General features: G+C 67.6%; 22 protein-coding genes, 1 other RNA gene, 1 pseudogene and 1 riboswitch. Of the genes and pseudogenes, 8 read left to right on the top strand and 16 right to left on the bottom strand.

The features are described from left to right. Positions 1 to 122: 122 nt before the first annotated feature. The 6 genes from ACU0DV_RS10500 to ssrA form a co-directional block, all read right to left on the bottom strand. Positions 123 to 1,175 carry a sensor histidine kinase gene (locus tag ACU0DV_RS10500; RefSeq protein WP_446241754.1) on the bottom strand — a complete coding sequence of 351 codons (1,053 nt, stop codon included), beginning with the start codon at positions 1,173 to 1,175 and terminating at the stop codon, positions 123 to 125. Positions 1,176 to 1,244: 69 nt separating this feature from the next. Continuing rightward, positions 1,245 to 1,712: an SspB family protein gene (locus tag ACU0DV_RS10495; RefSeq protein WP_100930534.1), complete on the bottom strand. Its 468-nt coding sequence runs from the start codon at positions 1,710 to 1,712 to the stop codon at positions 1,245 to 1,247. A 62-nt stretch (positions 1,713 to 1,774) separates the two neighbouring features. Further along, entirely contained in the window at positions 1,775 to 3,028 is a 1,254-nt protein-coding gene (chrA, locus tag ACU0DV_RS10490) for a chromate efflux transporter (protein WP_446241753.1), read from the bottom strand. A 62-nt stretch (positions 3,029 to 3,090) separates the two neighbouring features. Next, on the bottom strand, positions 3,091 to 3,456 hold the full coding sequence (locus ACU0DV_RS10485; protein ID WP_446241752.1) for a DUF4345 family protein: 366 nt from the start codon (positions 3,454 to 3,456) through the stop codon (positions 3,091 to 3,093). A gap of 96 nt (positions 3,457 to 3,552) precedes the next feature. Further along, positions 3,553 to 3,804, bottom strand: coding sequence for a hypothetical protein (locus ACU0DV_RS10480; RefSeq protein WP_446241751.1), 252 nt, complete (start codon positions 3,802 to 3,804; stop codon positions 3,553 to 3,555). Between the two features lie 98 nt (positions 3,805 to 3,902). Then, positions 3,903 to 4,252: a transfer-messenger RNA gene (ssrA, locus tag ACU0DV_RS10475) on the bottom strand. Between the two features lie 162 nt (positions 4,253 to 4,414). Between ssrA and ACU0DV_RS10470 the strand changes: the two genes are divergently transcribed. Next, complete coding sequence (locus ACU0DV_RS10470; RefSeq protein WP_446241750.1) at positions 4,415 to 5,245, top strand: phosphate/phosphite/phosphonate ABC transporter substrate-binding protein; 831 nt, start codon at positions 4,415 to 4,417, stop codon at positions 5,243 to 5,245. A gap of 24 nt (positions 5,246 to 5,269) precedes the next feature. Then, positions 5,270 to 7,153: an ATP-binding protein gene (locus tag ACU0DV_RS10465; protein ID WP_446241749.1), complete on the top strand. Its 1,884-nt coding sequence runs from the start codon at positions 5,270 to 5,272 to the stop codon at positions 7,151 to 7,153. 51 nt (positions 7,154 to 7,204) lie between these two features. Here ACU0DV_RS10465 and ACU0DV_RS10460 read toward each other — a convergent pair whose 3' ends face one another. The 10 genes and pseudogenes from ACU0DV_RS10460 to ACU0DV_RS10415 form a co-directional block, all read right to left on the bottom strand. Beyond that, positions 7,205 to 9,790 carry an HWE histidine kinase domain-containing protein gene (locus ACU0DV_RS10460; RefSeq protein WP_446241748.1) on the bottom strand — a complete coding sequence of 862 codons (2,586 nt, stop codon included), beginning with the start codon at positions 9,788 to 9,790 and terminating at the stop codon, positions 7,205 to 7,207. Between the two features lie 27 nt (positions 9,791 to 9,817). Next, positions 9,818 to 10,378: a hypothetical protein gene (locus tag ACU0DV_RS10455; protein ID WP_446241747.1), complete on the bottom strand. Its 561-nt coding sequence runs from the start codon at positions 10,376 to 10,378 to the stop codon at positions 9,818 to 9,820. A 125-nt stretch (positions 10,379 to 10,503) separates the two neighbouring features. Continuing rightward, a pseudogene (locus tag ACU0DV_RS10450) lies at positions 10,504 to 11,085 on the bottom strand (energy-coupling factor ABC transporter ATP-binding protein); the annotation flags it as partial. A gap of 59 nt (positions 11,086 to 11,144) precedes the next feature. Then, positions 11,145 to 11,930, bottom strand: coding sequence for a cobalt ECF transporter T component CbiQ (gene cbiQ, locus ACU0DV_RS10445; protein WP_446241746.1), 786 nt, complete (start codon positions 11,928 to 11,930; stop codon positions 11,145 to 11,147). A gap of 3 nt (positions 11,931 to 11,933) precedes the next feature. Continuing rightward, positions 11,934 to 12,509 carry a cobalt ABC transporter permease gene (locus tag ACU0DV_RS10440; RefSeq protein WP_446241745.1) on the bottom strand — a complete coding sequence of 192 codons (576 nt, stop codon included), beginning with the start codon at positions 12,507 to 12,509 and terminating at the stop codon, positions 11,934 to 11,936. After that, complete coding sequence (gene cbiM, locus ACU0DV_RS10435; RefSeq protein WP_446241744.1) at positions 12,506 to 13,123, bottom strand: cobalt transporter CbiM; 618 nt, start codon at positions 13,121 to 13,123, stop codon at positions 12,506 to 12,508. Before cbiM ends, ACU0DV_RS10440 begins: the two co-directional genes overlap by 4 nt. A 4-nt stretch (positions 13,124 to 13,127) precedes the next feature. After that, positions 13,128 to 13,913 carry a DUF4198 domain-containing protein gene (locus ACU0DV_RS10430; RefSeq protein ID WP_446241743.1) on the bottom strand — a complete coding sequence of 262 codons (786 nt, stop codon included), beginning with the start codon at positions 13,911 to 13,913 and terminating at the stop codon, positions 13,128 to 13,130. A 143-nt stretch (positions 13,914 to 14,056) separates the two neighbouring features. Beyond that, a riboswitch (cobalamin riboswitch) is annotated at positions 14,057 to 14,261 on the bottom strand. Positions 14,262 to 14,360: 99 nt separating this feature from the next. Next, positions 14,361 to 16,970 carry an AAA family ATPase gene (locus tag ACU0DV_RS10425; protein ID WP_446241742.1) on the bottom strand — a complete coding sequence of 870 codons (2,610 nt, stop codon included), beginning with the start codon at positions 16,968 to 16,970 and terminating at the stop codon, positions 14,361 to 14,363. Next, positions 16,967 to 18,097, bottom strand: a complete 1,131-nt coding sequence (locus ACU0DV_RS10420; RefSeq protein WP_446241741.1) for a metallophosphoesterase family protein — start codon at positions 18,095 to 18,097, stop codon at positions 16,967 to 16,969. The genes ACU0DV_RS10425 and ACU0DV_RS10420 overlap by 4 nt, the downstream gene beginning before the upstream one ends. A gap of 283 nt (positions 18,098 to 18,380) precedes the next feature. Continuing rightward, the gene (locus ACU0DV_RS10415) at positions 18,381 to 19,559 is read right to left on the bottom strand and encodes a cytochrome c3 family protein (protein ID WP_157815065.1); all 1,179 of its coding nucleotides are present in this window, start codon (positions 19,557 to 19,559) and stop codon (positions 18,381 to 18,383) included. Between the two features lie 165 nt (positions 19,560 to 19,724). Between ACU0DV_RS10415 and ACU0DV_RS10410 the strand changes: the two genes are divergently transcribed. From ACU0DV_RS10410 to nqrF, 6 genes are read left to right on the top strand one after another with little or no spacing between them, the layout of a single operon-like run. Beyond that, positions 19,725 to 20,978: a Na(+)-translocating NADH-quinone reductase subunit A gene (locus tag ACU0DV_RS10410; RefSeq protein WP_446241740.1), complete on the top strand. Its 1,254-nt coding sequence runs from the start codon at positions 19,725 to 19,727 to the stop codon at positions 20,976 to 20,978. Next, positions 20,975 to 21,757, top strand: coding sequence for an RnfABCDGE type electron transport complex subunit D (locus ACU0DV_RS10405; protein ID WP_446241739.1), 783 nt, complete (start codon positions 20,975 to 20,977; stop codon positions 21,755 to 21,757). Before ACU0DV_RS10410 ends, ACU0DV_RS10405 begins: the two co-directional genes overlap by 4 nt. After that, complete coding sequence (locus tag ACU0DV_RS10400) at positions 21,744 to 22,538, top strand: FMN-binding protein (protein WP_446241738.1); 795 nt, start codon at positions 21,744 to 21,746, stop codon at positions 22,536 to 22,538. The genes ACU0DV_RS10405 and ACU0DV_RS10400 overlap by 14 nt, the downstream gene beginning before the upstream one ends. Before the next feature lie 3 nt (positions 22,539 to 22,541). After that, the gene (locus ACU0DV_RS10395; protein ID WP_370312875.1) at positions 22,542 to 23,204 is read left to right on the top strand and encodes an NADH:ubiquinone reductase (Na(+)-transporting) subunit D; all 663 of its coding nucleotides are present in this window, start codon (positions 22,542 to 22,544) and stop codon (positions 23,202 to 23,204) included. Further along, positions 23,201 to 23,815 carry an NADH:ubiquinone reductase (Na(+)-transporting) subunit E gene (gene nqrE / locus ACU0DV_RS10390; protein ID WP_446241737.1) on the top strand — a complete coding sequence of 205 codons (615 nt, stop codon included), beginning with the start codon at positions 23,201 to 23,203 and terminating at the stop codon, positions 23,813 to 23,815. The genes ACU0DV_RS10395 and nqrE overlap by 4 nt, the downstream gene beginning before the upstream one ends. Continuing rightward, on the top strand, positions 23,812 to 25,035 hold the full coding sequence (nqrF, locus tag ACU0DV_RS10385) for an NADH:ubiquinone reductase (Na(+)-transporting) subunit F (protein WP_446241736.1): 1,224 nt from the start codon (positions 23,812 to 23,814) through the stop codon (positions 25,033 to 25,035). The genes nqrE and nqrF overlap by 4 nt, the downstream gene beginning before the upstream one ends.

Raw genomic sequence — 25,035 nt, 5'->3', positions numbered from 1 at the left:
TATGCGATTGCATGCCGATTAAAGGAAAGCGGGATGCTGGGCAATCGTGCAATCGCGGCAAGGTTTACTAAGGCCGGTGCCGCGCGCCTAGAGACGAATTGCCCCAGCGGAACGGCCCGGGGTCAGGCCAGACGGGTTCCGGGCAGATGCACACGGAATACGCTGCCGCCGCCCTCCGGCTGGGTTGCCGACAGCTTGCCCTTGCGCATGCCAAGCAGCCGCCGCAGCCCGAGCAGACCGAAGCCATGGCCGTATTCGAAGGGTTTGCCGTCGAGAAAGTCGAGCGTACCGCCGGGCAGGCCCTTGCCGTTGTCTTCCACGAGGATGTCGAGGCCTTCGTTCGTCGCGTCGGTTCGGACGCGGACGCGCACCCGGTCCTTGCCCGCGTGTTTCAGCGCGTTGTCGACGAGGTTGCGCAGTATGATCTGGAGCGCGGTGCGGTCGGCGGTCAGGCGGATCTCTTGTGCGTCGAGGTCGTGCTGCCCGCGCGGGTCGAGGACGGTGAAGATGTCGCGGCAGAGCAGGTGCAACTCGAAGCTCTCGATCCGCTCCTCGGCATTGCTGGCCTCGCTGAAGTCGAGGACCTCGCCGATCAGGTCCTGCGCCTTTTCGCTGACTTCCGACATCAGGTCGGCGATCTCCCGCGCCTTCGTCGCGTCCTCGGGCAGTTCGTCGCGGATCAGTTCGGACAGGCCGAGGATGCGGCGCATGGGCGCGCGCAGGTCGTGGGCGGCGAAGGCGAGGTACTGCTCCATCTCGCGGCGGGCGCGTTCGACCCTGGCGAGGGTTTCGATGTCCTTCTGCTGCGCGGCCCGGATGGGCGTCACGATGGTCGAGGTGCCGACGATGACGATGATATGGTCGTCATGCCCGAGGATCGGCGAGAGGGTGGTCTGGACCTCCGTCGCGGAGCCGTCGAGGTCGAGCAAGAGGTCGTAGGTCTGCGCGGTGCGGGTGGCCATGACCTCCATGTGACGCCGGTAGGCCGCTTCGCCAAAGGCGCCCTCGTAGACCTCGCGCGCGGTATGGCCCAGCACCTCCTCCCTTGGACGGGCGCCCAGCCGTTCGGCGGCGCGGTTCCAGAAGGCATAGACAGGCCTGCCCTCCGGATCGGGCCGGAGGACGAATATCGGCAGAGCGACATAGTCGAGGATGGCGAAGTTCAGAGGGTTCATGCCGATGTCGCCCGAGACCCAGGCAGGATAGTCCCGTGGACGTTACGGCAGGCACCCTTTACGAAAGGTTCATTTCCGGAAACGGTCGAGGCTGACGACTTCGGCATCATGATGCTGCGCCTCGGGTTTGCCGGGACCGTCGCCGCCGGGCGTGGGATCGTCGTCGCCTTCGTCGTCCTCGCTGTCCTGGCTTTCGAAACGCAGTCCGAATTCCACGGAGGGATCGACGAAGGTGCGGATGGCATCGTAGGGGATCGACAGCCGTTCCGGTGCGTCGCCGAAGTTCAGCGTGACGGCAAAGCCCTCGTCACCGACCTCGAGGTCCTCGTACCAGTTCTGCATCACCACGGTCATCTCGCCGGGGTAACGCTGGGCCAGCCAGTCGGCCAATTCGACCTCCGGGTGGCGGGTGTCGAAGGTGATGAAGAAATGATGATCGCCGGGCAGCCCATGCTCTGACACGCCGGTCAGAACCTCCTGAATGAGGCCGCGCATCGCGCGGTGCATGAGTTTTCCGTAATCAATACTGTCGGACATAGTTCGGCTTTCTGTTCGTTGCGCCCACCATATTGCTCTGGACGGAGAATGGAAGGGGGGAGTCAGACCTGCGCCAGACCCCAGCCGGCGAGCGCACAGACCGCCAGCACAAGTGGCACCGGTGCCTTGCGCGCGAACATCAGCGCGGCCAGCGCGATCAGCGGCAAGGCGTCGATGCGGAGGGTCGAAAGGACGGGGAGCGGCATGGACAGCGGGCCGCGGTCGATGGTCATGGTGTCGGCAAAGAGCGTGTGGAGGGCGAACCAGAGCGAGAGATTGGCGATCACGCCCACCACGGCGGCGGTGATCCCCTTGAGCGCGGCCTGCAGGCGCGGACGGGCAAGCACGGTCTCCACATGCGGGGCGAACGTGAAGATCCAGAGGAAACAGGGCACGAAGGTCATCCAGAGTGTCAGCGCCCCGGCGGCCAATGCCATGCGGGGTCCGCCCTCGGCATGTCCGGCGAGTTGGCCCACGAACTGCGTGACGAGGATCAGCGGCCCGGGCGTCGTCTCGGCCAGCCCGAGGGCGTCGACCATCTGCGGCGCGGTCAGCCATCCGCGGATCTCCACCACCTCCTGCGCCATGTAGGCAAGGACGGCATAGGCGCCGCCGAAGGTCACGACAGCCAGTTTCGCGAAGAAGGCGGCGAGGTCGAAGAGCAGCGTCTGGCCCGCGACGTAGAGGATCGGAAGGGGCAGCAGCCAGAGCACCAGCCACAGCAGGATCGTGGCCGGGGCGGTGCCCTTGCGGGTGGCGTCCGTCGCGGGTGTGGCCGGTTCGTCCCCTGTGGCACGGCTGCGCAGCGCCCCCCAGGCCGCCGCCAGCGCGATGACCAGCGGGAACGGCAGGCTGAACGCGAAGAGGGCGAGGAAGGCCGCGACCGCCATGACCATGTCGGACGTGCGCTTCAGGGCCTTGGTCGACAGCCGGCGCAGCGCCTGCACCACGATGACGATGACGCTGGCCTTGACGCCGAGCATCAGCGCCTCCGTCTCGGGCCGTGTGCCGTATTGTGCGTAAAGCAGTGCGAGGATCGCGATCACCGCCGCGCCGGGCAGGACAAAGAGCGCGCCCGCGATCAGGCCGCCGGGGATGCCGCGCAGGCGCCAGCCGGCATAGGTGGCGAGCTGCATCGCTTCGGGGCCGGGTAGCAGCATGCAGAAGGACAGCGCGCGCAGGAACTGCGCCTCGGTGAGCCAGGGACGCTCCTCCACCAGTTCGCGGTGCATGACGGCGATCTGCGCCGCCGGACCGCCGAAGGAGAGCAGGCCGATGCGCGCGAAGACTCGGGTCAGGAGAGGGTAGGGCGTCATGATCCCCAAAGGCTTAGGGGGGCTTCGTGACGATCACAAGACAGACCGGAGCGAGCCCGGGCTCAGGCGGCCGTCGCGGGCCAGTTCATCGCGATCAGCCAGGCGGCCGGGGCGGCCTCCAGCAGGAACCAGACGAAGGCCTTGGGCTGTGGCGGCCGGTCCATCACCATGGAGACGACGCGCCCGGTGGCTGCGCCGACGTAAGCGATCCCCAGCATGGCATAGGCGAAATCCGCGCCGGTGATCAGGCAGCACAGGCCCATGGCCACGAACAGCCCGCCCGCAGAGGCGCGCAGCTCGCTCAGGCCCATGGTGCTGTTGACCGGCTTCAGGTCCAGCGCCTTCGCGGCGAAGCGCGGGCTGACGAAGGCCATGCCGCCGAAAGCGATGGTCATCAGTGCGACGAGAATGTTGAGCAGGTCTGTCATCCGGGTCCGCCTTGCTGGTTCGCTCAGACGTAGCGGGGCGAAGGAGGGCGGCAAGAGCGCGGCGGACAATCATCCTGCCTTGCAGCAGCGGGTATGTCAGGGGCAGGGCCGGTCGCCGAGGCCTGTATCGTCGCACGGGGGCAAAACGGGTGCCGGGCGCGGCGTGTCGCCGGGTCTGCCGTAAGTCGGGTGGTCGTCGTCGTGGCGCCCGCCCATCGACAGATCCCGGGCCCGCTCCATCACGTCATAACGCATCGGCTGGGCAGGTTCGGTCATGTGTCCGCCGGGCATCGGGCCGCCGCAGGCGGAGATGAACGAAACGGCGATGAGGGGAAGCAGGAGGCGCATTGCGGAACTCCGGTCGGTCCGGGTGACGACTGCGTCCGGTGTGGTCCCAAAAGTGAGTGCAAACTGGCGGTCGCGGACGGGGATGGCACGGGACGTGAAGTGCAGGCTTCTGTTGCCAGGTGCCTGCGAACCCCGCCTTACGCTGCTAGGCGCAAGGACTTAGATTTCGGTCTCGTTACTGCTTACGCAGCAACTGCAACCGGAGCACGATTGTCGTTGGCAATTGTACTTTGTGAACCGATAACGGTGGTATCTCACCGGGACAAAGCAACATCTTTACGCGTTCGTCGATCCTGTTTCGGCCCCATTGTCCCCCAACGAAGGGATGTTTGGTGGAGCCGCCGGGTACCGCCCCCGGGTCCGATCCGTTTATTACATGCGCGTTTATGCCCATAGTTCCCGAAGGAACAGCCTAGATATAGGCGCCGCGCCGCGAATTGCAAAGGGGGAAATCGATACGAATTCCACGGGCTTTGCACCGGGGCCAGCTTCCGCGTTTCTTAACCGTTTTGATATTTATTCGGGCCCGACGGCGGGCGCGATGCGCCGGCCTGCGTGTTCCTCGGGCGGCTGTGGCGCGCGGATCCGGTATGGGAGGAGGTTCAGGTCGATGAAACACATGGCAACCCGTCTGCGGCGCATGGCCGCCTTGGCCTGCATGAGCCTTGGGCTTTGCGGCCCCGTCGTGGCCGAGGAGTACAGCTTCGGCGTCGTGCCGCAGTTCGAGCCGCTGCGGCTGGCCTCCACCTGGATTCCGATCCTCGAGGAGCTCGAGCGGCGGACCGGCCACCGCTTCGTCATGTCTGGCACACCGGACATACCGGCGTTCGAGGATGCCTTTCGCCGGGGCGCCTTCGATTTCGCCTACATGAACCCCTATCACGCGGTCATGGCGCACGATCATCAGGGGTATCTGCCCTTGCTGCGCGACGGGGGGCGGCAGCTTTTCGGTATTCTCGTGGTCGCCCGCGACGGGGGCATAGACGACCCCGCCCAGCTTGCCGGAAAGCAGGTGGCCTTTCCTGCACCCAACGCGCTTGGCGCCTCGCTGATGATCCGTTCCGACCTTGCGCAGAGGTTCGGCATCGACTGCGTGCCGGTCTATGCCGCGACGCACAGCTCCGCCTATCTCAACGTGCTTCTGGGACGGTCGGCGGCGGCGGGTGGCGTGATGGCGACCTTCACCGCCCAGCCCGAGACCGTCCGCAACGGCCTGCGCATCATCCATGAGACGCAGCGCGTGCCGCCGCATCCGGTCGTCGCCCACCCCCGCGTCTCCGAAGAGGTGCGCGAGGAGGTGCGCCGCGCCTTCCTCGACATGGCGCACGATGCCGGGGGGCAGGCCGCGCTCGACCGGGTGCCCTTCCGCGAGATCGTGACGGCGACGATGGAGGACTACCAGCCACTCAGGGACATGAACCTCGAACGTTTCGTGGAATGAGGTGACGGTACATGAGGTGCCGCGATGACTGAGGACGAGGGACGGGGCCACCGCAAGCTGCGCTATTCCGTGCGCGGGCGTTTCCTGCAGATGGGCGCCCTTGTCGGTCTCCTCGGGTTCCTTCTGTTCTTCGGGATCTGGCAGCCGAAGGTCCAGCGGACGTTCAACGAACTCGAAGTCACTTTGACGGAGCGCCAGCTTGACGTGCTGGGCAATGCCCTGACGCCTTACATGCTGCAGAACCAGATCGGCGCGGCGCACGAGATCCTCGATCACGCGCAGATGAGTTTCAGCGCGTGGCGCGGGGTGGAGCTTTTCGACGGGGACGGGCGGCGCCTTTATCCGCTGGAGCACCCCGATCATACAAAGGACCATTACCTCGTCACCCGGCCGATCCTGTTCGGCGGGCGGCTTGTCGGCACGCTGGTCGTGCATCTGGACATCCGGGTCCACAGCGCCGCGCTGCGCAGCCAGGTCTGGCATCTGGGTGTCGTGATGATGGGGATCGTCGTTATCTTCGGTGTCGGCGGGATGGTCTTCCTGGACCGGCTCGTGCTGCGGCGGGCGTCGATGCTGGCGCGTGCCGCCAAGGAGCTGGCCGCGGGCCGCTACGACACGCCGCTGCCCAAGGCGCGGCAGGACGAGATCGGCCAACTGGTGGAAAGTTTCGCCACCATGCGCGAGACGATCCGCAGCAAGGAGCAATCGCTGACGGAGGCGCGCGACACGGCGGAGGCGGCGGTCGAGGCGAAGTCACGCTTCCTCGCCACCATGAGCCACGAGATCAGGACACCGCTGAACGGCATCCTGCCGGTCACCGACCTGCTGCTTGAGACGGAGGTGACGGAGGATCAGCTTGCCAAGCTGACGATCATCCGCAACGCAGGGCGGACGCTGAAATCGGTGATCGACGACATCCTCGACATATCCAAACTGGAAGCGGGCGAAGTGCTGATCCGTGCGGAGGAGTTCGACCTCGATGGCGTCGTGCGCAGCGCGGTGTCCGTCCTTGCCCCGCAGGCCGACGCGCGCGGACTGTCGCTGGAGGTCGAGATGGGCGCCGACTGTGCCAGCTGGGTGATCGGCGACGCCGACCGGCTGAGCCAGGTTCTGATCAATCTGGCGGGCAACGCGGTCAAGTTCACCGACACCGGCAGTGTCCGGGTGCGCGTCTCGGCCGAGCGGGGGCGGTTCCGGTTCGAGGTGATCGACACCGGGATCGGCATTGGTGAGGCTGACAAGGCGCGGATCTTCAAGCGTTTCTACCAGGTGGCGGGGGCGCAGAGCAGTCGGATGTCGGGCAGCGGTCTGGGCCTGTCGATCAGTGCCGCGCTGGTCGACGCCATGGGCGGCACGCTGCGGCTGGACAGCACTCCGGGCAAGGGCAGCCGTTTCCACTTCGCTCTGCCCCTGCCGGAGGCCGGGCATGCGCCCGATACGTCCATTGATATCCATGAGGGCGCGGATACGACGCAGCAGCCGTTGCGCGTGCTCGTCGTGGACGACAGCAAGGTCAACCTGACCGTGGCCTGTGCGATGCTCAAACGCCTGGGGCATGAGGTGGACTCCGTCTCCGGCGGTGCCGAGGCGGTGGAACGCGTGGCCAAGGGGGGGATCGACCTTGTCCTCATGGACCAGCACATGCCCGAGGTCGACGGGCCGGAGGCGACCCGCCGCATCCGCGCGCTGCGGGGGCCGGTGTCGCGGGTCTACATCTCCGGGCTGACCGCCAGCATCTTTGCCGAGGACGTGGGCAAGTGCCTTCAGGCCGGCATGGACGAGTTCCTTGCCAAGCCGATCTCGCGCATCGAACTGGTCCGGGTGCTGAAACTTGCGCAGGAACATCGCGACGCGGAAGCGGCGCAGGGATCGAACCCCCGTCCGCCGCCCCTGTCCGCAACACAATAACATCCGGGTTGCGCTGCCGCGGCGGGGATCACCCGCCGCGACGGCAATTCGTCAGGCCTTGCGCTTGCTGTTTGCCAGCCGCTCGAACGCCGATCTGAGCGCCGTGTCGGTGAACGGCTTCTGGACGATCTCGCAGGGTGGGTAGGTTTCGACCAGCGCCTGGTTGTCGCCGTAGCCGGTTGCCAGCACGAACGGCACGCCCATGTCATGCAGCCTTTCCGCGACGGGCAGCGACTGTTCGTCGCCGAGGTTCACGTCCAGCACCGCGTGATTGGGGGTTACTGTTTCAAGCCATGCCATCGCGTCGTTGACGGACGAGGCGATCTCCACCGGGGAGGCGCCCATGTCCTCGAGCATGGCGGCCGCGTCCATCGCGATGATCAGCGAATCCTCCAGCACGAGGGCGGGACCGGCAAAATCGGCGCCTGCGGCCTCTTGTGCCGGCTGGACCGGGGCGGGCGACGGAGCCGCCTGTTCTTCGATCACCTTGGCGAGGACGTGCGGCGGCAGGCGGAAGTGGGCCTCGACCCCGGTCACCTTGTAGTGGATCCGGGAATCGCCCTTCAGTTCGTGCGGGATCGACGTCTCGATGATGACCGTTCCGAAGCCGCGACGTTCCGGCGGCGACACCGGCGGGCCACCGCGTTCGAACCAGTCGATCAGCAGACCGCCCGCGTTGTCCTGCGAGATGTTGATGTCCACGCGCCCGCGGCTGTCGCAGAGCGCGCCGTACTTGACGGAGTTTGTCGCCATCTCGTGCAGGACCAGCGCGAGCGTGGTGTAGGCCTGCGGCTTTACCAGAGCATCAGGCCCCGTGATCTTCACCCGTGCCGCCTTGCCGTCGGCATAGGCCGCGAATTCGCAGACGATCAGTTCACGAAGCGAGGCAGGTTCCCAGTGATCCGCGGTAAGCTGGTCGTGCGCCCGCGCAAGCGCGTGGATGCGCCCGTCGAGGTTGGCGGTGAAATCTTCCAGCGTGGCAGCGGAGGCCCGCGATTGCGACAGCAGCCCGCGCATCAGGTTGAGGATGTTGCGCACGCGGTGGTTGAGTTCGGAGATCAGCAGTTGCTGCTGTTCCTGTGCCCGCTCCCGTTCGAGGTTCGCGGCATCCGTCACCTTGAGGAAGACCTCGAGCAGGACGGTGCGCAGCAGGTTTGCGGCGTGCACCTCCTGGTTGGTCCAGGGAGCGGACCGACCGGCCACGGTTTCCTTCCACACGTCGAACGACTTGCGCGGCGTGAGGCGCACGCCGTTCGGGCCGACGGTGACCGGCTTGTTCGGATCGCCCGCCCAGGACACCGTGTCGTTGATCGGGCGGCGGAAGAGCAGCAGGTAATCCCGGGGCCGCTTCGAAATGGGGATGGCCAGAACACCGGCGATGCGATCCTCGTAATCGCGGGCGGGTTCGTGCACGTTGCCAAGGCAATCGGTGTAGTAATTCTGCGAGCCGATGGAGCGGTCGAGGAACCGCGCGATGCTGCGGACCTCCTCCGCGGTGGTGGTCGTGCCGATACAGGTCGGGGACTCGCCGTCATACAGGCACAGCCCGTCGTGCGGCAGGACCGACTGGATATCGTCGCTGACCGCCAGCAGGCTCTCCGCCAGTTTCTGTCCGTCCGCCATATGCGTCATCAGGCGGCTTTGCAGACGGTTGGTGTTCACCTCCGCGATCTTGCGCTGTCCGTCCTCGAACCGTGTCAGCTCGTACGAGAACATGTGCGCGAACATCTCGAACGCGGTGCGGCGTTCGTAGTCGATGTAGCGCGGGCTGTGGTGGTGGCAGGCAAACAGGCCCCAGAGTTCGCCGTCCTTGATGATCGAGACGGACATGGAGGCATTGACGCCCATGTTCTTCAGGTACTCGATATGGATCGGAGAGACGGCGCGCGTCACGGCGAGCGACAGGTCCACGGGCGCGCCGTCGACCGTGTGGGGCGGAGAGATCATGCTGCCCGGATCGTCCACATCGGCGATCAGCCGCAGCAGCGACCGTTTGTAGAGCGCGCGGGCCTGTGCGGGGATGTCGGAAGCCGGGAACATCAGGCCGAGGTACCTGTGAGCGCCGTCGCTCCGGGTTTCCGCCAGAACCTTGCCAGACATGTCGGCCTGGAACTGGTAGAGCATGACGCTGTCGAAACCGGCGAGTTTCTGCAGCGCGGTGGTAGCCCTGCGGGCGAGGCTTTCGAGGTCGGCACAGCCCTTCAGCTGAAGGATCTGGGGGTAGACCTCGGACATGACATCGCGGCCGTGCGAGACCGCGCGCGGCTCGAACTCCACGATCATGTGGCGTCCGCTGCCGTGCAGGGACACGTCGAAAGTCCGGTTGTCGTTCTGCAGGGTCATGCCGAACAGCCGCACCACGCCATCCGGCGTGTCGGTGAGGTGCATGCTCTTGCGCATCCGTTCGAAACCGTCGTGGACGATGAGGTCCTGCAACGGACGGCCGATCGCGCTGTCATGGTCGATGCCGAGGATGTCGTGAAGATTTTCGGAGGCGTGTTGGACGATCCAGTCCGTCGAGACGGCGAGCAAGGCGCCGTAGGACTGTACCCGACCCAGCTGGTGGATCGGTTCGCGGTCGCAATTGGTGAGGTCCACGCTGTCGCTGTCGGAACCCGAAGCCCTTGCGATTTTCATATAGGCGACCCTTTCAGTCCGGTTGGTTCAGGAGACATGCGCTGCGGCTGCGCGGTCGAAGATTTTGAATGCTTCCGTGGCGTCCGCGACAATGCGGTCGGCCTCGGGACTGCGCGCGGCCATAGAGTCAAGGCCAGCGCAATGGCGCTGCCAGACCGGTCCGACCGGAGGGGCAAGGAAATAGGATGGCATGGCGATGTCCGGATCCGCCTTGACCAGCCTGCGCCGGATCACCTCAGTTCCCAACCGCGATCCCAGCACAATGTAGTCGATTGCCACAGGATGCAGCGGCTGGCCAGCTTGACCTTGCGTAGGCCCGGGGCCGACATCGGCAAAAAGCCGCATCAGAAGATCTACGATGATTTCCCGGCTGAGGAGGGACTTGTTGTCGGCGGTGCGGCGGCACAGCGCGAGAAGGGCTTTCTGCTGGACGCGGAGGAAGTCGTTGAGGCGGGCATGCGGATCGTGGAAGACGTTGTCGAAACGGAGTTCCACACGGGCATGTTCCGGGCCGGTGTCGTTACGAATCCTGTGCCTGAGAGACAGCGTATCCTGCCCTCCGGACAGCGATACATCTGCGAATAACATCAACGTAAGGTCACCTTCCTAGAAGTCCAGAGTCGTAGAACGCGGAAACACTGCAATCGTTCCGCAGAATTATTAACATTCCGCATTTTTTTCTGGAGGGCTTCGAAGGTGGTAAACGCGCCTCTTCAGGCGGGTATGAGTTTGCCGTCGCACAACTCGACGGAGTCGGGCGCCAGCCTGTCGCGGAACCTCGGATCGTGGCTGACCAGCAGGATGGCCTGGGGCAGGGCGTCGAGGATTTCCAGGAGCCGTGCTTCGTTGCGTGTGTCGAGCGCGTTGGTCGGCTCGTCCAGCAGCAGCGCCTCAGGCTCCATCACCAGCACGGTCGCCAGGGTGACCAGCCGCTTCTCGCCGCCGGACAGCTTGTGAGTGATCCGGTTGCGCAGGTGGGTCAGGCCCAGGTCGCCCAGAACGCGGTCGACCATTGCCAGCGCCTCTTCCCGGCTGCGGCCGAGGTTCAGGGGCCCAAAGGCCACGTCCTCTGCCACGGTCGGGCAGAACAGCTGATCGTCGGGGTCCTGGAACACCAGTCCGACCCGGCGGCGCACCTCGTGGAAGTCCGCCTCGGTCACGCGCTGGGTGCCGAAAACGCGGATCGTGCCGCTGTCGGGCCGTTGCAGTCCAAGGATCAGCCGCAGCAGCGTCGACTTGCCCGCGCCGTTCGGGCCGGTCAGCGACAGGCGCTGGCCCGGTTCAAGCCTCAGGTTTGCGCCCTTCAGGACGGGGTCGTGGCCCGGGTAGCCGAAGTGCACGTCTTCGATGTCGATCAGGGCCATGTGACGTCCAGCCGAAGGAGCGTTGCGCAGATGACCACTAGAAGTAGGCCGAACATCGCGTCGCGGCGCGTGTAGACGAAGTCCTGGAGGAGCACGATGCGCCCCGAAAACCCCCGGCATTTCATCGCGGCGAGGATGCGCTCGGACCGCTCGATCGCGCGCACCAGCATCATTCCCACGAGGTAGCCGAAGGTGCGATAGGTGTGCCACGAGGTCGTGGGGCGGAAGGCCCGGACCTTCATCGCGGCGCGCAGGCGGAGGTATTCCTCGCGCAGGACCTCGATGTAGCGGATGGTGAACATCATCAGGTGCACGAGTTTTTCGGGACACCGCAGCCGGTAGAGCGCATGGCCCATCGTGACCGGCTCCATCGACCCGACCAGCGTCATGAGGGCGAGGATGACCGCGTTGGCCGTCAGCGCGATCTCGACCGCCTGCCTGAGACCCTGCCATGTCGCGTCGAACCCCCAGACGGAGAAGATCGCGTCGCCGGGCACGGTGAACGGAAAGAGCACCAGCATGAAGAAGATGAAGCCGTCCATCGCCGCCATGCGCTTCAGCGTCGGCAGGATGGGCAGGCGCGAGAGCAAGAGGAAGGCGGCGGAGACGACAAGTGCCGCCAGCAGTGCAGCCAGCGATGACAGCGCGACGACCACGACGCCGAAGACGCAGGCGCCCAGGATGCGGGTGCGCGGGTCGAGCTGGTTCACCGCGGTCAGGCCCGGTGCCCCGGTGTCGGCCAGCGTCTTCTGCGCCTGTGTCAGGACGTGACCCATGGATCAGACCGCCATCTTGCGGCGGGCCGCGATGTAGAATCCCAGGCCGAACAGGCCGAGGATGTAGCCCAGCCCGCCAAGGATGGTCTGCAGATCGTTCTTTTCCTTGTAAGCGGCAATTTCGCGGCGCAGGGGACGGATCTCGTCCCGGACGGCTTCGGCGATAACGTCACGCTCCTCTGCCGTCAGCCCGGCGACTGCGGCCGGGGTGGTTGCGTCGGAGGTCGCGGCGGGCGGCGGGGTCTCGATCACCGGCTTGCCGAGGATGGCGGCCACGTCTTCGGCGGGCAGGGTGGTCATTGCCACGTGCCCGGCGCCCAGATCGGCGCGAAAGCGATGCTCGACCGGCTGTTCCGGGGTGAAGACAAAGAAGCCATCGGCGTCGGTGACCGCGCGTCCCAGTTCGGTTCCGTCGGGGGCGGTGACGATCACCTCCTCGCCCACGGCCATCTCGCCGCTGGAGAAGCCGATCTCGCCCTCGATGGAGGACCCGGAGGGAAAGACGGCGGCGATGACCTTGTGGGCCTGGGCGGGCAGAGGCAGCGCCATGAGCGCGGCGGCAAGGGCGAGGCGTTTCATGTTGTGCCTCGCTGCAGCGCAAAGAACAGGTCCGGCTTGACTTTGCGGGCCAGCAGGACGGCAAATCCGGTCAGCAGCCCCTCGATGATCATCACCGGGATATGGGCGACGAACACCAGCTTGGCCGCCGGGATAAAAGCGTCGCCGGACAGCGCGAGGGAAAAGCCCACGAAAAGGGTTGTCGCGGCGATGCTGAAGCTGCCGCCGACCGCGCCCCAGATGGCCCCCGTCACCGGCGTCCCGCGCGAGATGAGCCGCCCGAAGAGGAGGCCCGCCAAGACGGCGGGCAATGCGATGTTCAGCGTGTTGACCCCGAGCACGGTGAGGCCCCCGAACCCGAAGAACACCGCCTGAAGCAGCAGCCCCACGAAGAGCGCCGGAAAGGCGGCCCAGCCGAGCACGAGTCCGGCAAGACCGTTCATGATGAGATGCACCGAGGACGGGCCAATGGGCACATGCACCAGCGAGGCCACGAAGAAACTGGCCGACAGGACACCGGCGGCGGGGATGCGTTCCATGGTCAGCGACCGCAGGCCGCAGGCGATGCCGCCCGCCGCCAGCACGGCCCCGCCGATCACGACCGGGTTGGAAAGGGCTCCGTCCACGATGTGCATGGCGTCACTCCAGTTCCCAGGCGCGGATCCAGATCACGGCGTCCTGGCTGAGTTCCTTGCCCTCGTGCTCGGTCACCGGGCCCACGCCGAGCGCGGCAAAGCCCCAGTGTCCGGCCCTCGGGATGCCGAAGGTGAAATACCCGCTGTCGTCGGAGAGGATCACGACCGCGCCGCCGGGCGGCGGGCTGACCACCGGATCGGTGGCGCGCGCTTGGTTCATGTCCGGCTCGGCCGCCATGAACTCCACCTCGATCTCGGCGCCGGCGACGGGCTGGCCTTCGGACATGACCCGTCCGGTGAAGGTGGAGCCGGCCAGCACGTTGTAGGGCTTGTTCAGCGGCAGGATCTCGGCCGGGAGACCGACCGGATTCATCCAGTCGGTGGGCAGTTCGCTGCGGTTGAGGAAGGCCTTGGTGTACTGCTGGATGTACTTGTCTTCGGATTCCTCGAAATAGGGCTGCGGGACGGTCACGAGCACGTAGTCGCCCGACCGCTTGACCGGGACGCTGCCCAGAAAGGCCGGGGCCTCGTTCTCGGACCCGGTGAAGACGGTCGGTTCGAGCGTGTCCAGAAAATCGGTGCGCTTGCCGTGATGCACCATGAAGAATTCCCGGGGCGTCTCCATCTCCATCACGTAGCCGTTGGAGAAGGGGTGCCAGAAGATCAGCTTGACCGGCACGTCGCCGGGGCGGTCGATGATGGTGTCCGATGTATATTCGAGAAGGAAATGCGCGTGTGTCATCGCCGGAAGCGCGATGCACGCCGCAAGGGCACTCAACCTGCGTTTCATGAAGTCGTCCCTGTCCACTGCGCCACACCCGGCGCGCGTCGTTTCTGGACGCAGGGAACGCTCGACCCCATCCGCGCGGCGGAATGACCCGCCGCCGCACGAGGCCAGACGCGCACCCCGGCGTCCGGTGGAAAAGCGCCTCTTCCATGGGCGCCAGTCCGGCAGGTCTCCTGGCTCGCGGGTCATCGCATCTGGACTGGCCTTCCCGGATTTCTCCAGTGGCATATCAGCCCTGCTTGCCGCTTACAGTTGCGGGGGCAGCTGCAGGGTAGGCACTGGCGTGCCGCACTGCATTCCCTCTTTCCTCCGGGGCGTGAAAACCCCGGAACCGGACGTGCGATTTCCTTGCCAGAAAAGCGCGCGCCCGGTCAATTGCTATTTTTGAGGGGCCAGGAACCGGCCTGACACAGGCGCGGTCCCCCGTGAAACGCGATGGGCGGGTGGGCGTCAGGCGTCTTCCGGCGCCACGGCTGCAAAGCTCAGCGCATGACCGCCCAGGTCGCGGAAGGCGCGCTGGCGGCAGGTCAGGACGATGATCTGGAGGTCGCCCGCCTGGCGATGCAGCGCGTCGAACATCCGTTCGATCCGGTCGTCGTCGGTGAAGACCAGCGCGTCGTCGAGGATCACCGGCGCGGTGCGCCCGGCGTGGGACAACATGCGCGCAAAGGCCAGCCGGACCAGAAGGGCCACCTGTTCCTGCGTGCCGCCGGAGAGTATGTCGACCGGCTCGCTCTGGCCATCGCGGAGCAGCGCGTCCGGCAGCAGGGATTCCTCGCCCCAGGTCAGTTCCGCGTCCGGCCAGAGCAGGTGCAGGAGCGGTTTCAGTTCCCGGGCGATGGGGGCGAAATAGCGGTCGCGGGCCTCGTTCCGGGCTGTTTCCAGCGCCTGTTCGAGCCGCCGCAGCACCGCCACCTCGTGTTCGATCCGGGCAAGGGCTTCGCGGGCCGACGTCAGCTTTTCGGTCGTCTCGGCCAGCCTCTCCTCGACCGCGTCCCCGGAGGACCGGCCGATGCGCTCTTCGAGCCGGGCGAGGAGCAGCTTCAGTCGGGCGGTTTCATCGCGCGCACGGGTTTCCACGGATTCCGCGCGTGTGAGTGCGGCGCGCGCATTGGCGGGATCGGGCGCATCCTTGGCCTTGGCGGCATGTGCGGCCTGCTCTTGGGCCAGTGCCGCCTCCAGCGCCTCCAGTTCGGAGGCCAGTTCGTCTTCCGTGGCGCCACCGGTCCGCGCAAAGGCGTCTTCGGCGCGCGTCAGGCGGTCTTGCAACGAGGTCAGGGCCGTGTCGGCGCGCAGCACCTCCGCCCGGGCGTCCGCCAGCCGTTCCGTTGCGGTGTCGAGCGCGCTGCGGGCGATGTCCCTTGCCTCTCTCGAGGCGGCGAGGTCTGCCTCCGCCTGCGCCAGATCGGGCAGATCTTCGCCCTCCACAGGGATGGGGATCCGGGAGAGCGCGGCGCGGAGCTGTTCGATACCCTCCGGCGCGAGGCTCTGCAGCACGGCTTTTGCCTCGGCGTGCTGCCGTTCCGCTTCGTTCCGGGCGGCGGCGGCATCGCGCGCGTCCTCCAGCGTCTCGGCACCGGCGGCTGCGAGTGCTGTGCGCAGCGCCTTGGCCGCGGCGTCCACGGTCCCCGTGTCGTGCCCGGTGTCGCCCGGTCGGATCTCCAAGTGACCGACACCGGCGATGTCGAGGCGGGTGGTCCGGGCGAGGGGGACCGTCTGTCCGCCGGGCAGAGCGGCGTCGCCGAAACGGATCGCTCCTTCGGAGCCTGCCGTGTAATGGGCGATGACTTGCGTGGCGGTGGCGTCGCGGGCGGCGATGGCGGCGGCATGGGCGTTGGCCAGCGTCTCGATCCGGCGCAGCGCCGTGGCGTCGGGTCCGTTGCGGGCGGCGCCTGCCGCCGTCTCCATCCGGCGGCGCATCTCCTCCGCCTGCGCGATGCGGTTTTCCAGTTCGTTGCGGCGATCGGCGCCGCCGCGCGCGGCCTCTGCCCGTTGCGCGGCGTTGCGGGTGGCCTCTGCCTTAGACAGGGCAGCCTCTCCGGCGTCGAACGTCTTTTGCGCGGCATCGCGTTTGGCCTGCGCCTTGTCCCGCGCGGCGGCCGCGGCCAGTTTTTCGGCGCCGGTGGCCTCGACATGGCGCGCGGCTTCGGCCCGTTCGGTCTGCGCGGCGCGGAGGGAGGCGAGTTTGCCCCGGGCCGCCTCCGCCGTCAGGCGCGCCATGTCGACCCTGCGGGCGGCGGCATCCAGTTCCTCGGCGTGGCGCATGGCGGCGGCATGGGCGGCGCGTGCGGTCTCCAGCTTTTCGCTGCGCTCGGCCACGGCGTCGGGGGCGTCCCATTCGGCAAGGTCGCGCCGGGCGCGCTTGCGCTCGGCCAGCGCGTCGTGAAGGTCGCGCGCGGTCGCCGAAAGGGCTGCCTCCTGCTCGGTCAGAGCCTCCACCGTGTCGATGGCGGCCTTCCAAGCGCCGCCGGTCTTCGGCTTGCCGGTGCCGGTGGCAAGAGCGGAGAGTTCGTCACGACAGCGCGCCAGCGCCCGGTCCATCCGCCGCCCGCCGGTCATCGCCTCGACCTCGTCCCCGACGGAGGTCATCAGGTCGCGGCGGGCTTCGAGCGCGGCCTGCCGTTCCTTCGTTGTGCCAGCTGTCAGATCGGTGACGCCCTGCCGCACCCAGATCAAACCGGACGGCCCGCCTGCGTCGCCGCCCAGCAGGTCGGCGATCCATGCCTCCGCCGCGTCGGCCTGCGCGATCAGCCGGCTGCCCTGATGGACCGTCGCCGAGGGCCTCTGCAACCAGCGCTTGGAAAGGGTGAAGCGGCCGTCGGCGGTCTCCAACTCGACCGTGACCTCCGGGGCGCCACCCGCGTGCGGCCTGAGCGACGAAACCTCCTTGTCGCGCGACCCGTGCGGCTTGAAGAACAGCGCCTGGATGGCATCGAAGAGGGTGGATTTGCCGTGTTCGTTGGGCTCGCAGAGCACGTTCAGCCCGTCGCCCAGCCCGTCGACCCGCGCCGGTTCCGTGAAGCGGCGGACGTTGTTGAGGGTGATGCTGCGCAGTTTCATTCAGCCTCCTCCCGCACATAGGCGTAAAGCCGGGCGAGGGCGTCGGCCGCCACGTCGCGATCCGCCTGCGACAGCGTCTCGGCGTTGGCGTCCGCCATCAGGCCGTCCGCCGCCAGCCGCAGCGCGCCCGCCCGGTCGATCGCATCGAGGTCGGCGGCCTCGAACAGGGCGCCGAGTTCGTCGGTCCGCAGCTCGAAATGGGCAAAGTCCGGGGCGGCGTCGTCAGCCGCGTTTCCCAGCGCCACCTGCTGCGGCAGGTTGGCCCAGCCGGAGGCCGCGACGCGCAAGAGTATGTCGCGCCGCCCGGTCGCGGGCAGCGCATCGGCCAGCGCCGCCGCGGCGTCCTGCCGTGCGGTGAGGGGCAGGGCGACCTCCCGCCAGAGGAACGATCCCGTGGGGACCTCTTCGATGGTGGGCACGGCGGCCGGACCGTCGAGGCTGACACACAGGCAGACACCGCGCTGACCATGCTTGAAACGGTCCTGTTCCGGGGTGCCGCTGTAGTGCACCCGGTCAGAGACCGTAAGCCGCCCGTGCCAGTCGCCGAGCGCGAGATAATCGAGCCGCGCGCTGCGGTCCCGGTCGGGCGCGATGGTGTCCCCGGCCTCGGTGAAATCGGTGACGCCTCCGTGCGCCAGACCGATGCGCAGGAGACCCTCGGCGCTGGTCATGCCGGGCAGGCACTCCGTCGGGTCGCTGCCGAGTGCGCGGTAGGCCACGGGGCAGGGCAGGAGGACAGCGCTGTCGCCCAGTTCACGCGGGGCGGTTTCGGTGACGGCGATGACGTTTGAGGGGGCGTCCTTGCGGATCGTGTCCCAGAGCGGTTCGGCATCGCGCATGTTGTCGTGGTTGCCGGGCAGGAGCCACCAGGTCACGCCCTCCGCCTCGGCCATGGCGCCGAGCGCCTGGCGGATCACCGGGGCCGAGGGCGTCGCCGTGTCGAAGGTATCGCCCGCCAGCAGCACATGGGCGGCACCACGGCTGCGCGCCGCCTCTGCCAGTTTGCCGATGACCGCGTGCCGCGCCTCCATCAGGCGGCCGCGGATGTTGCCGTCGGGCGGCTGCGGGATGTTGGCGAACTTCCGGCCGATGTGCAGGTCGGATGCGTGGATGAAACGGAAAGCCATGGCCTGCTCCTGGTATGCGATTCGTGCCTTCGCGGGAACGGAAGTCAGACTGCGGCAGGTGGGGGACAGAAACTGTCACGGCCCCTGCGCGGCTGTCCCGTCCTTCCTGGCACGGCCCGGAGGGTGGAGAGAACCATATTCGGGGCGACGCTCCAAGTGGGGACGGGATTATCCCTTCTCGCAGGAACGGGCGCGCCTGCGCCGGATGGTGGTGCAGACGCGGTCCTGACTGTCCAGGAACTTTCCGAAAGGGGCGGCCGGCCCAAACGGCGAAATGCCCGGGTCAGCGCCGCAGGTTCATCTCCTCGACGTCGACACCCAGCGGGTCGCTCAGGTCGGCAATGGAATCGTACAGCAGTTCGAGCGTATAGAGCGGGTTGTGCGCGTAGTTGCCCGGATCGGCGGTGACCAGCTTCCAGTTGAAGGCGGCGCGCAGGCTGCGCGGGGTCCAGGACTTGTAGGCCACCGGACTGCCGTCTTCCATGTCGATGGCGCCGTCGCCGTTGGCGTCGGCAAAGAAATAGGGGTAGCGCGTGCCGTCGTAGATCACCGGCGCCCCGGCGACTTCGGTGGTGTAGGCGCGGATCATGTCCATCAGCGTCCCGGCATTGGCGGCGATGTCGGAATGGATACCGACGTCGGTCTTGCCGCTGCCGTCGTAGCTTTGCCGGGCGATGCGGATGTCCTCGGGGGACTCGGCCTCGTGGCAGGTCTGGCAGGGTTCGAAAACGATCTCCAGCGTGTGCGGTTCGTGGCAAGAGTTGCAGCTTTCCACGGGCTTGGCGTGGAAGAACCGCCCGGAGTAGGTCTGGCCCTCGTAGTGATACCCCGCCTCGCCGTAACCGCCGAGCCAGGTGGCCGCAGCCGTAGCGTAGTGCGGGTTGATGAAGCCGAGATCGGCGTTGGGTTCGTCGACGGGCAGGCCCGCGATTGCCTTTTCCACGTCCGCCCCCGCCGACCGGCCCTGGTGGCAGGTCAGGCAAGACGCTTCGACGCCCGTCACCGGATGCACCACGCCGCTGGGGAAGGTGATCTCGCGCACCTCTGCCAGCCCGGCGTTATGGCACGTGCCGCAATCGACGACGCCGCCGGTGTTGATCGGGCCGTCCACGACACCGGCCTCCGTGCCGTCCAGCCCGTGGAAATCGCGGAACCCTTCGCCCGAATGGCAGGTGGCACAGCGCGCGTTGACCTCGCCCTCGTCGTCCCAGTGGCGGAACGCTTCGGCGGCGGCATTGGCATGGGCAGAGCGGAACCAGTCCTGGATCGCCTTGTCGTTGTCGATGTTGATCTCGGACGGCGAGAACGGGCCGGACTGCGGAAGCGCGAAGGGGATGACGGGGGCCTCGCCCTCCGCGTCGTCGGAGGCTGACTGCGCGGTTGCGGACGCGGCGAACAGCAGGCCCGCGATCACGCCCGCGGCAAGGGACGGCACGAGCGATCCGGGGAAGGGTGACGGCATGGGCAATCTCCTTTCGAAGCAGGTTTGCAATTGCAGCAAGGATCGCGCGGTTGCGAAAAGATGGCATTGATTCAAATCATATCGTGGACCGAAAGCCGCCGTTAACCTTCAACTTCGAGGCGTTTTCAACAGGCGCGCAAGGCACCGCAACCGAGTGGGAGAAGGATGGGTTTTTTCAGGGCGGGAAAGGGACTGGTCCCGGCGATCGCCGCATTGCCGGAACGCCGCGACGACACTTGCGTCACGACGGAAGAGGCGGCGGTCCTGCCGCCCGCGGGTCCGATCCTGCACGTCACGCCTCTGGTCGCCGAAGGTGACCGCGTGGCGCAGGGAGAGGCCGTTGCCCACCTGCGTCATGCGCCCGGTATCCGTCTGACCGCACCCATCGCCGGAACCGTGGCGCGGATCGTCATGCGGCCCGGGCGCAGGCTGGTGGAAATCGTGCTGTTCCGCGACGGGGACGCGGTTGTCCGGCACGAGACGAGCGACCAGACCCCGGAGGCCCTGCGCCGTCTCTTTCAGGCTTCGGGCGTCTGGCCCCTGCTGCGCAGGCGGCCCTTCGGCGGAATGCCCGATGCAGAGGAGGCGCCCGCCGCGATCCTCGTCATGGCGACTGACACGCGCCCGGGTGCCCCCGATCCCGGCGGGGCGCTTGAAGGGCGGGAGGAGGACTTTGCCCGGGGTGTTGGCGCGCTGCAGAAGCTGACCGATGGCCCGGTGATCGTCTTTGCCCAGTCGGACGCGTTGCCCACCGGGCTGTCGCTGAGCGCGCAGGTGGTCCATCGCGGCCGCCGTCATCCGCAGGGATTGCCGGGGATCTGCTGCCACGGGGTCTTTCCCGCGGGCCTTGGCGCGCCGGTCTGGGACATACATGCCGAAGACGTGGCCGCCATGGGCGCGCTGCTGGACACCGGGGTGCTGCCGGTCATGCGGCAGGTGCGCATCGGGGGGACGGGTCTGCGCGAAGGACGAAGCCTGCGGACCCACCCCGGTGCGGACCTCCGGCAACTCACCCGCCGGATCGTGGCCCCCGGACCGCACACCATCCTGTCCGGCAGTGCACTGGATGGGCACGTGGGTCACTGGCTCGCGCCGCGCGACCGGCAGGTGACGGTCCTGCCTGCACAGGGACCGGCGCGTCCTCGGCACTGGCTGGCGCAGGCGCTCGGCCGCTCCCCGCGCGGTCTGCCCGCGATCCCCACGGCGGGGCTGGAGCAGGCCTTCGCGGGCACGCTTCCCGCGGCGCCCTTCCTGCGTGCCCTTGGGGCGGGGGATGACGAGACGGCGATGAAGCTTGGCGTGCTGTCGCTGCTGGATGAGGACGTGGCCCTGGCCGATTACGTGCTGAGCGAGAACGGAGAGATCGCCACCCAGCTGCGCACCATGCTGGATCGCATCCGGTCGGAGTTCGCAGCGTGATCCGGGGGCTCTGGAACCGCGAAACCGTGGCCGCCGTGCTGCTTGCCGCGCATCTGCCCATCGTGGTGATGTGGATCGCCTACGGCGGGGCTGACACGCTGTTCCGTTTCGGCCTCGCGGCGCTGGTGATCGGCGTCTGGCACCTCGTCTTCCTGCTGGTGCGCGCGCAGGCGCCGTCGCTGTCCGCGGTCCTCGCCGCCCTCGCCATCGCGATCCTGATGCCCGAAGATCTGGGCACGTTGCGCGCGGCCTGGGGGATCAGTTTCGGCATCGTGATGGGAGAGCTGGTCTTCGGCGGCTGGGGCCGGAACGTGGTCCACCCGGCGACGGTGGCGCTGTCTTTCCTCGGGTTCGGCTTCCCTGCCTTCGGCTGGCCCGCGTTCGACGCGCCGGTGGCATGGGCGGTCGTGCCGGCTGCGCTGATCGGCATGGGGACGGGCGTGATGCCGGGCGGCGTGATCGCGGGAGCCGTGATCGTCGGTGCGGCGGCGGGCGTCTTCGGCGTGTTGCCGGTGCCGGTGCTGCACGTCGGCGCGCTGGTGCTGGTGCTGCTGGTCTCCGACCCCGTCACAAGCGCTGCGACCCGCGGCGGTCGCTGGCTGGAAGGCGCACTTTATGGCGCCCTCCTGATCCTGTTTGCAACCGGGTGGACCGGGGCGGAGCCGGTGCAGATCGCTGTCGCCGCCGCGCTGCTGGCCTCGCTGGCGGCCCCGCTTCTGGACGAGGCCGCGCTGGCGCTCTGGATCGCCCGCAGAAGGAGACGTCATGGCAGAACGTGACCTGAACCCGCTGCGCCGCCTGATGGCGCTGCCCAACGAAAGCCGCGCCAAGACGATCATCGTGGCGTTCCTCGTTTCGGCGATCTGTGCCGCGCTGGTCAGCGGCGCGACAGTGATGCTGCGCCCGATCCAGGCGGCCAACCGCGCGGCAGAGGAACAGGCCCGGATCGCCTCGCTGGTGGCGGGCATTCCCGGCATGTCGGCGCTGCTGGAGGAGGCGGGCGGAACACTTTCGACCGTGGTGATCGACCTCGACCGGGGGCGCGCGGCAGAGGACGTGACGCCCGCCACACTCGACGCGGCATTGGCCGATCCGGGCAACTGGACGGCGCTCGCGCCCGCCGAGGATCTGGCCGGTCTGGGGACGCGGCCCGACTTCGTGCAGGTCTACCTGCTGCGCGAGGGCGAAGAGATCTCGCTCGCGCTGCTGCCGGTCAGCGGGCAGGGATACGGCGGGCGGATCGACGCGATCCTCGCATTGCAGGGCGACATGAACACCGTCGCCGGTATCGCCGTCACCCACCATTCGGAGACGCCCGGCCTTGGCGGCCGGATCGAGGAGGCGTCCTGGCAGGCGGGCTTTGCCGGGACCGAACTGCGCGACGAAGCGGGCACCGTCCAGTTCCGCGTGGCGCAGGGGACTGCCACCGGCCCCTACGAGGTCGACGGCATCACCGGCGCCACCCGCACCGGGCGGGGCATGACGCAGATCGTCCGCTTCTGGCTGGGGCCGGAGGGGTACGGCCCGCTGATCGACGCCATCGCACGCGGGGAGTTCTGAGCGATGGCACGGACCTCTGCATGGACCACGCTGACCGAGCCGCTGATCCGCCAGAACCCGGTGATACTGCAGATCCTCGGCATCTGCTCGGCGCTGGCGGTGACGACGACGCTCGCCACGGCGCTGACCATGTCGGTGGCGCTGACGGTGGTGCTGACACTGGCGGCGGGCATCGTCAGCACGATCCGGCGGCATATTCCCGACACCATCCGGCTGATCGTGCAGATCGTCATCGTCGCCTCGCTGGTGATCGTCATCGACCAGGTGTTGCAGGCCTATTTCGCCGAGATCAGCCGCGCGCTGTCGGTCTACGTGGGCCTTATCACCACCAACTGCCTCGTCCTCGGCCGGACGGAGGCCTATGCCCGCCGCCATCCGCCGCTGCCCGCGATGATCGACGCCTTCGGCAACGGGCTGGGTTATTCGCTGGTGCTGCTGGTGATCGGCGGGCTGCGCGAACTGCTGGGCAAGGGGGAGCTCTTCGGCGCAACCGTGCTGCCGCTTGCCAGCGAGGGCGGCTGGTTCACGCCACTCAGCCTGATGCTGCTGGCGCCCTCGGCCTTCTTCCTGCTGGGCCTCTTGGTCTGGACGGTGCGCAGCGTGCTGCCGGAGCAGGCCGAGGCGCCGGAGCACACGCCGCCGAGCAGAGCGGAGGTGACCGAATGACCGATCTGTGGAACCTGTTCCTGATGTCGGCCTTCGTCGACAACATGCCCCTGACGCTGTTCCTGGGCCTCTGCACCTTCCTTGCGCTGTCGAGGAAACCAGAGGCGGCGCTGGGGCTCGGTATCGCGATGATTGGGGTGATGGGTTTGACGGTGCCGTTGAACCACATCGTCTATCACTACCTGCTGGCGCCGGGCGCCTGGGGCTGGGCCGGGATGCCGGAGATCGACCTGTCCTATCTGTCACTCATCGCCTTCATCGGGGTCATCGCCGCGTCGGTGCAACTGCTCGAGATGCTGCTCGACCGTTTCGCGCCCGCGATCCACGCGGCTTTCGGGGTCTTCCTGCCGCTCCTGACGGTGCAATGCGCGATCCTCGCAGGGAGCCTCTTCATGGTGGAGCGCAACTACACCCTGGCACAATCGACGGTCTTCGGGCTGGGCAGCGGCGTCGGTTTCGCGCTGGCGGTGGCGATGCTGGCGGCGATCCGAACGCGGCTGGCCTATGCCGACCTGCCTGCGGGGCTGCGCGGGCTGGGCATTGCCTTTGTCCTCACCGGACTGATGTCGCTGGGCTTTGCCTCCTTCGCACAGATGGCGGCGTCGCAATGACCGAGGTTGTGCTTGGAAGCGCCGTGATCGTGCTGCTGGTCGTGGGGATGAGCCTGGGGCTCGTCGTCCTGCGGCGGCGACTGGTGCCGGACACGGGGCTGGACGTGGTGGTGAACGCCACGACCCACCTGACGGCCAGGCGCGGCGACAAGTTGCTGGGGGTGCTGCACAATGCGGGCATCGGCCTGCCCGCCGCCTGTGGCGGATCGGGGACCTGCGGGCTCTGCCGCGTGACGGTGGAGGGCGAGGGCGCGGGTGAACCACAGGCGACGGAACGGGGCGTCCTGTCGCCCAGGGAACGGCGCGCCCATGTCCGGCTGGCCTGCCAGACCCGGCTGCGCGGCGATTGCGCGGTGACCGTGCCGGACGATATCCTCAGTGCCGGCGGCGGCGTGATCTGCACGGTGCGCTCGACCCGGATGCTTGCCCCGCTGATCCGCGAGATCGTGGTGGACCTGCCGCCCGACCATCCGACGGAGTTCCTCGCCGGCGATTTCATGCAGGTCACCGCGCCGCCCTACAACCTGGACTTCGCGACGCTCGACGTGCCGGAAGACTTCGCGGAGGCCTGGGATATCGCGGGCTGGCGGCGGTTGCGGTCGCAGTCCGGGGCAGAGGTGACGCGCGCCTATTCGCTTGCCACCCGGCCGGAGGACACAGGGCGCGCCGTCTTCAACATCCGCCTCGCCGTGCCGCCTGCAGGACAGGAGGAAGAGGTGCCGCCGGGCTGTGTCTCGTCGTGGATGTTCTCGCTGAAGCCGGGCGACAGGATCACGTTGTCCGGCCCCTTCGGCGAGTTCCATGTCCAGCCCACCGACCGCGAGATGGTCTTTGTCGGCGGGGGCGTGGGCATGGCGCCTCTGCGCGCGATGATCCACCAGCAACTGGGGCGTGGCACGCAGCGGCGCATCCGCTACTTTTATGGCGCGCGCTCTGCCGCCGACCTGTTCTACACCGACGAATTCCACCGGCTGGCCGCCGAGCATCCGAACTTCAGCTGGACACCGGCCTTGTCGGACCCGGCCCCGGGCGATCGCTGGCTGGGGGCTACGGGGTTCGTCCACGACATCCTGCGCCGCGAGATGAGCGCAGATCCCGCGCCCGAGGAATGCGAGTACTACCTCTGCGGGCCGCCGGTGATGATCTCGGCGGTGCTGTCCACGCTCGACCGGCTCGGCGTCGAGCCCGAGCAGATCTTCTATGACGATTTCGGAGCCTGA

This window comes from Sagittula sp. (genome assembly GCF_052825245.1).
This window is presented reverse-complemented; position numbering and strand designations above follow the sequence as displayed.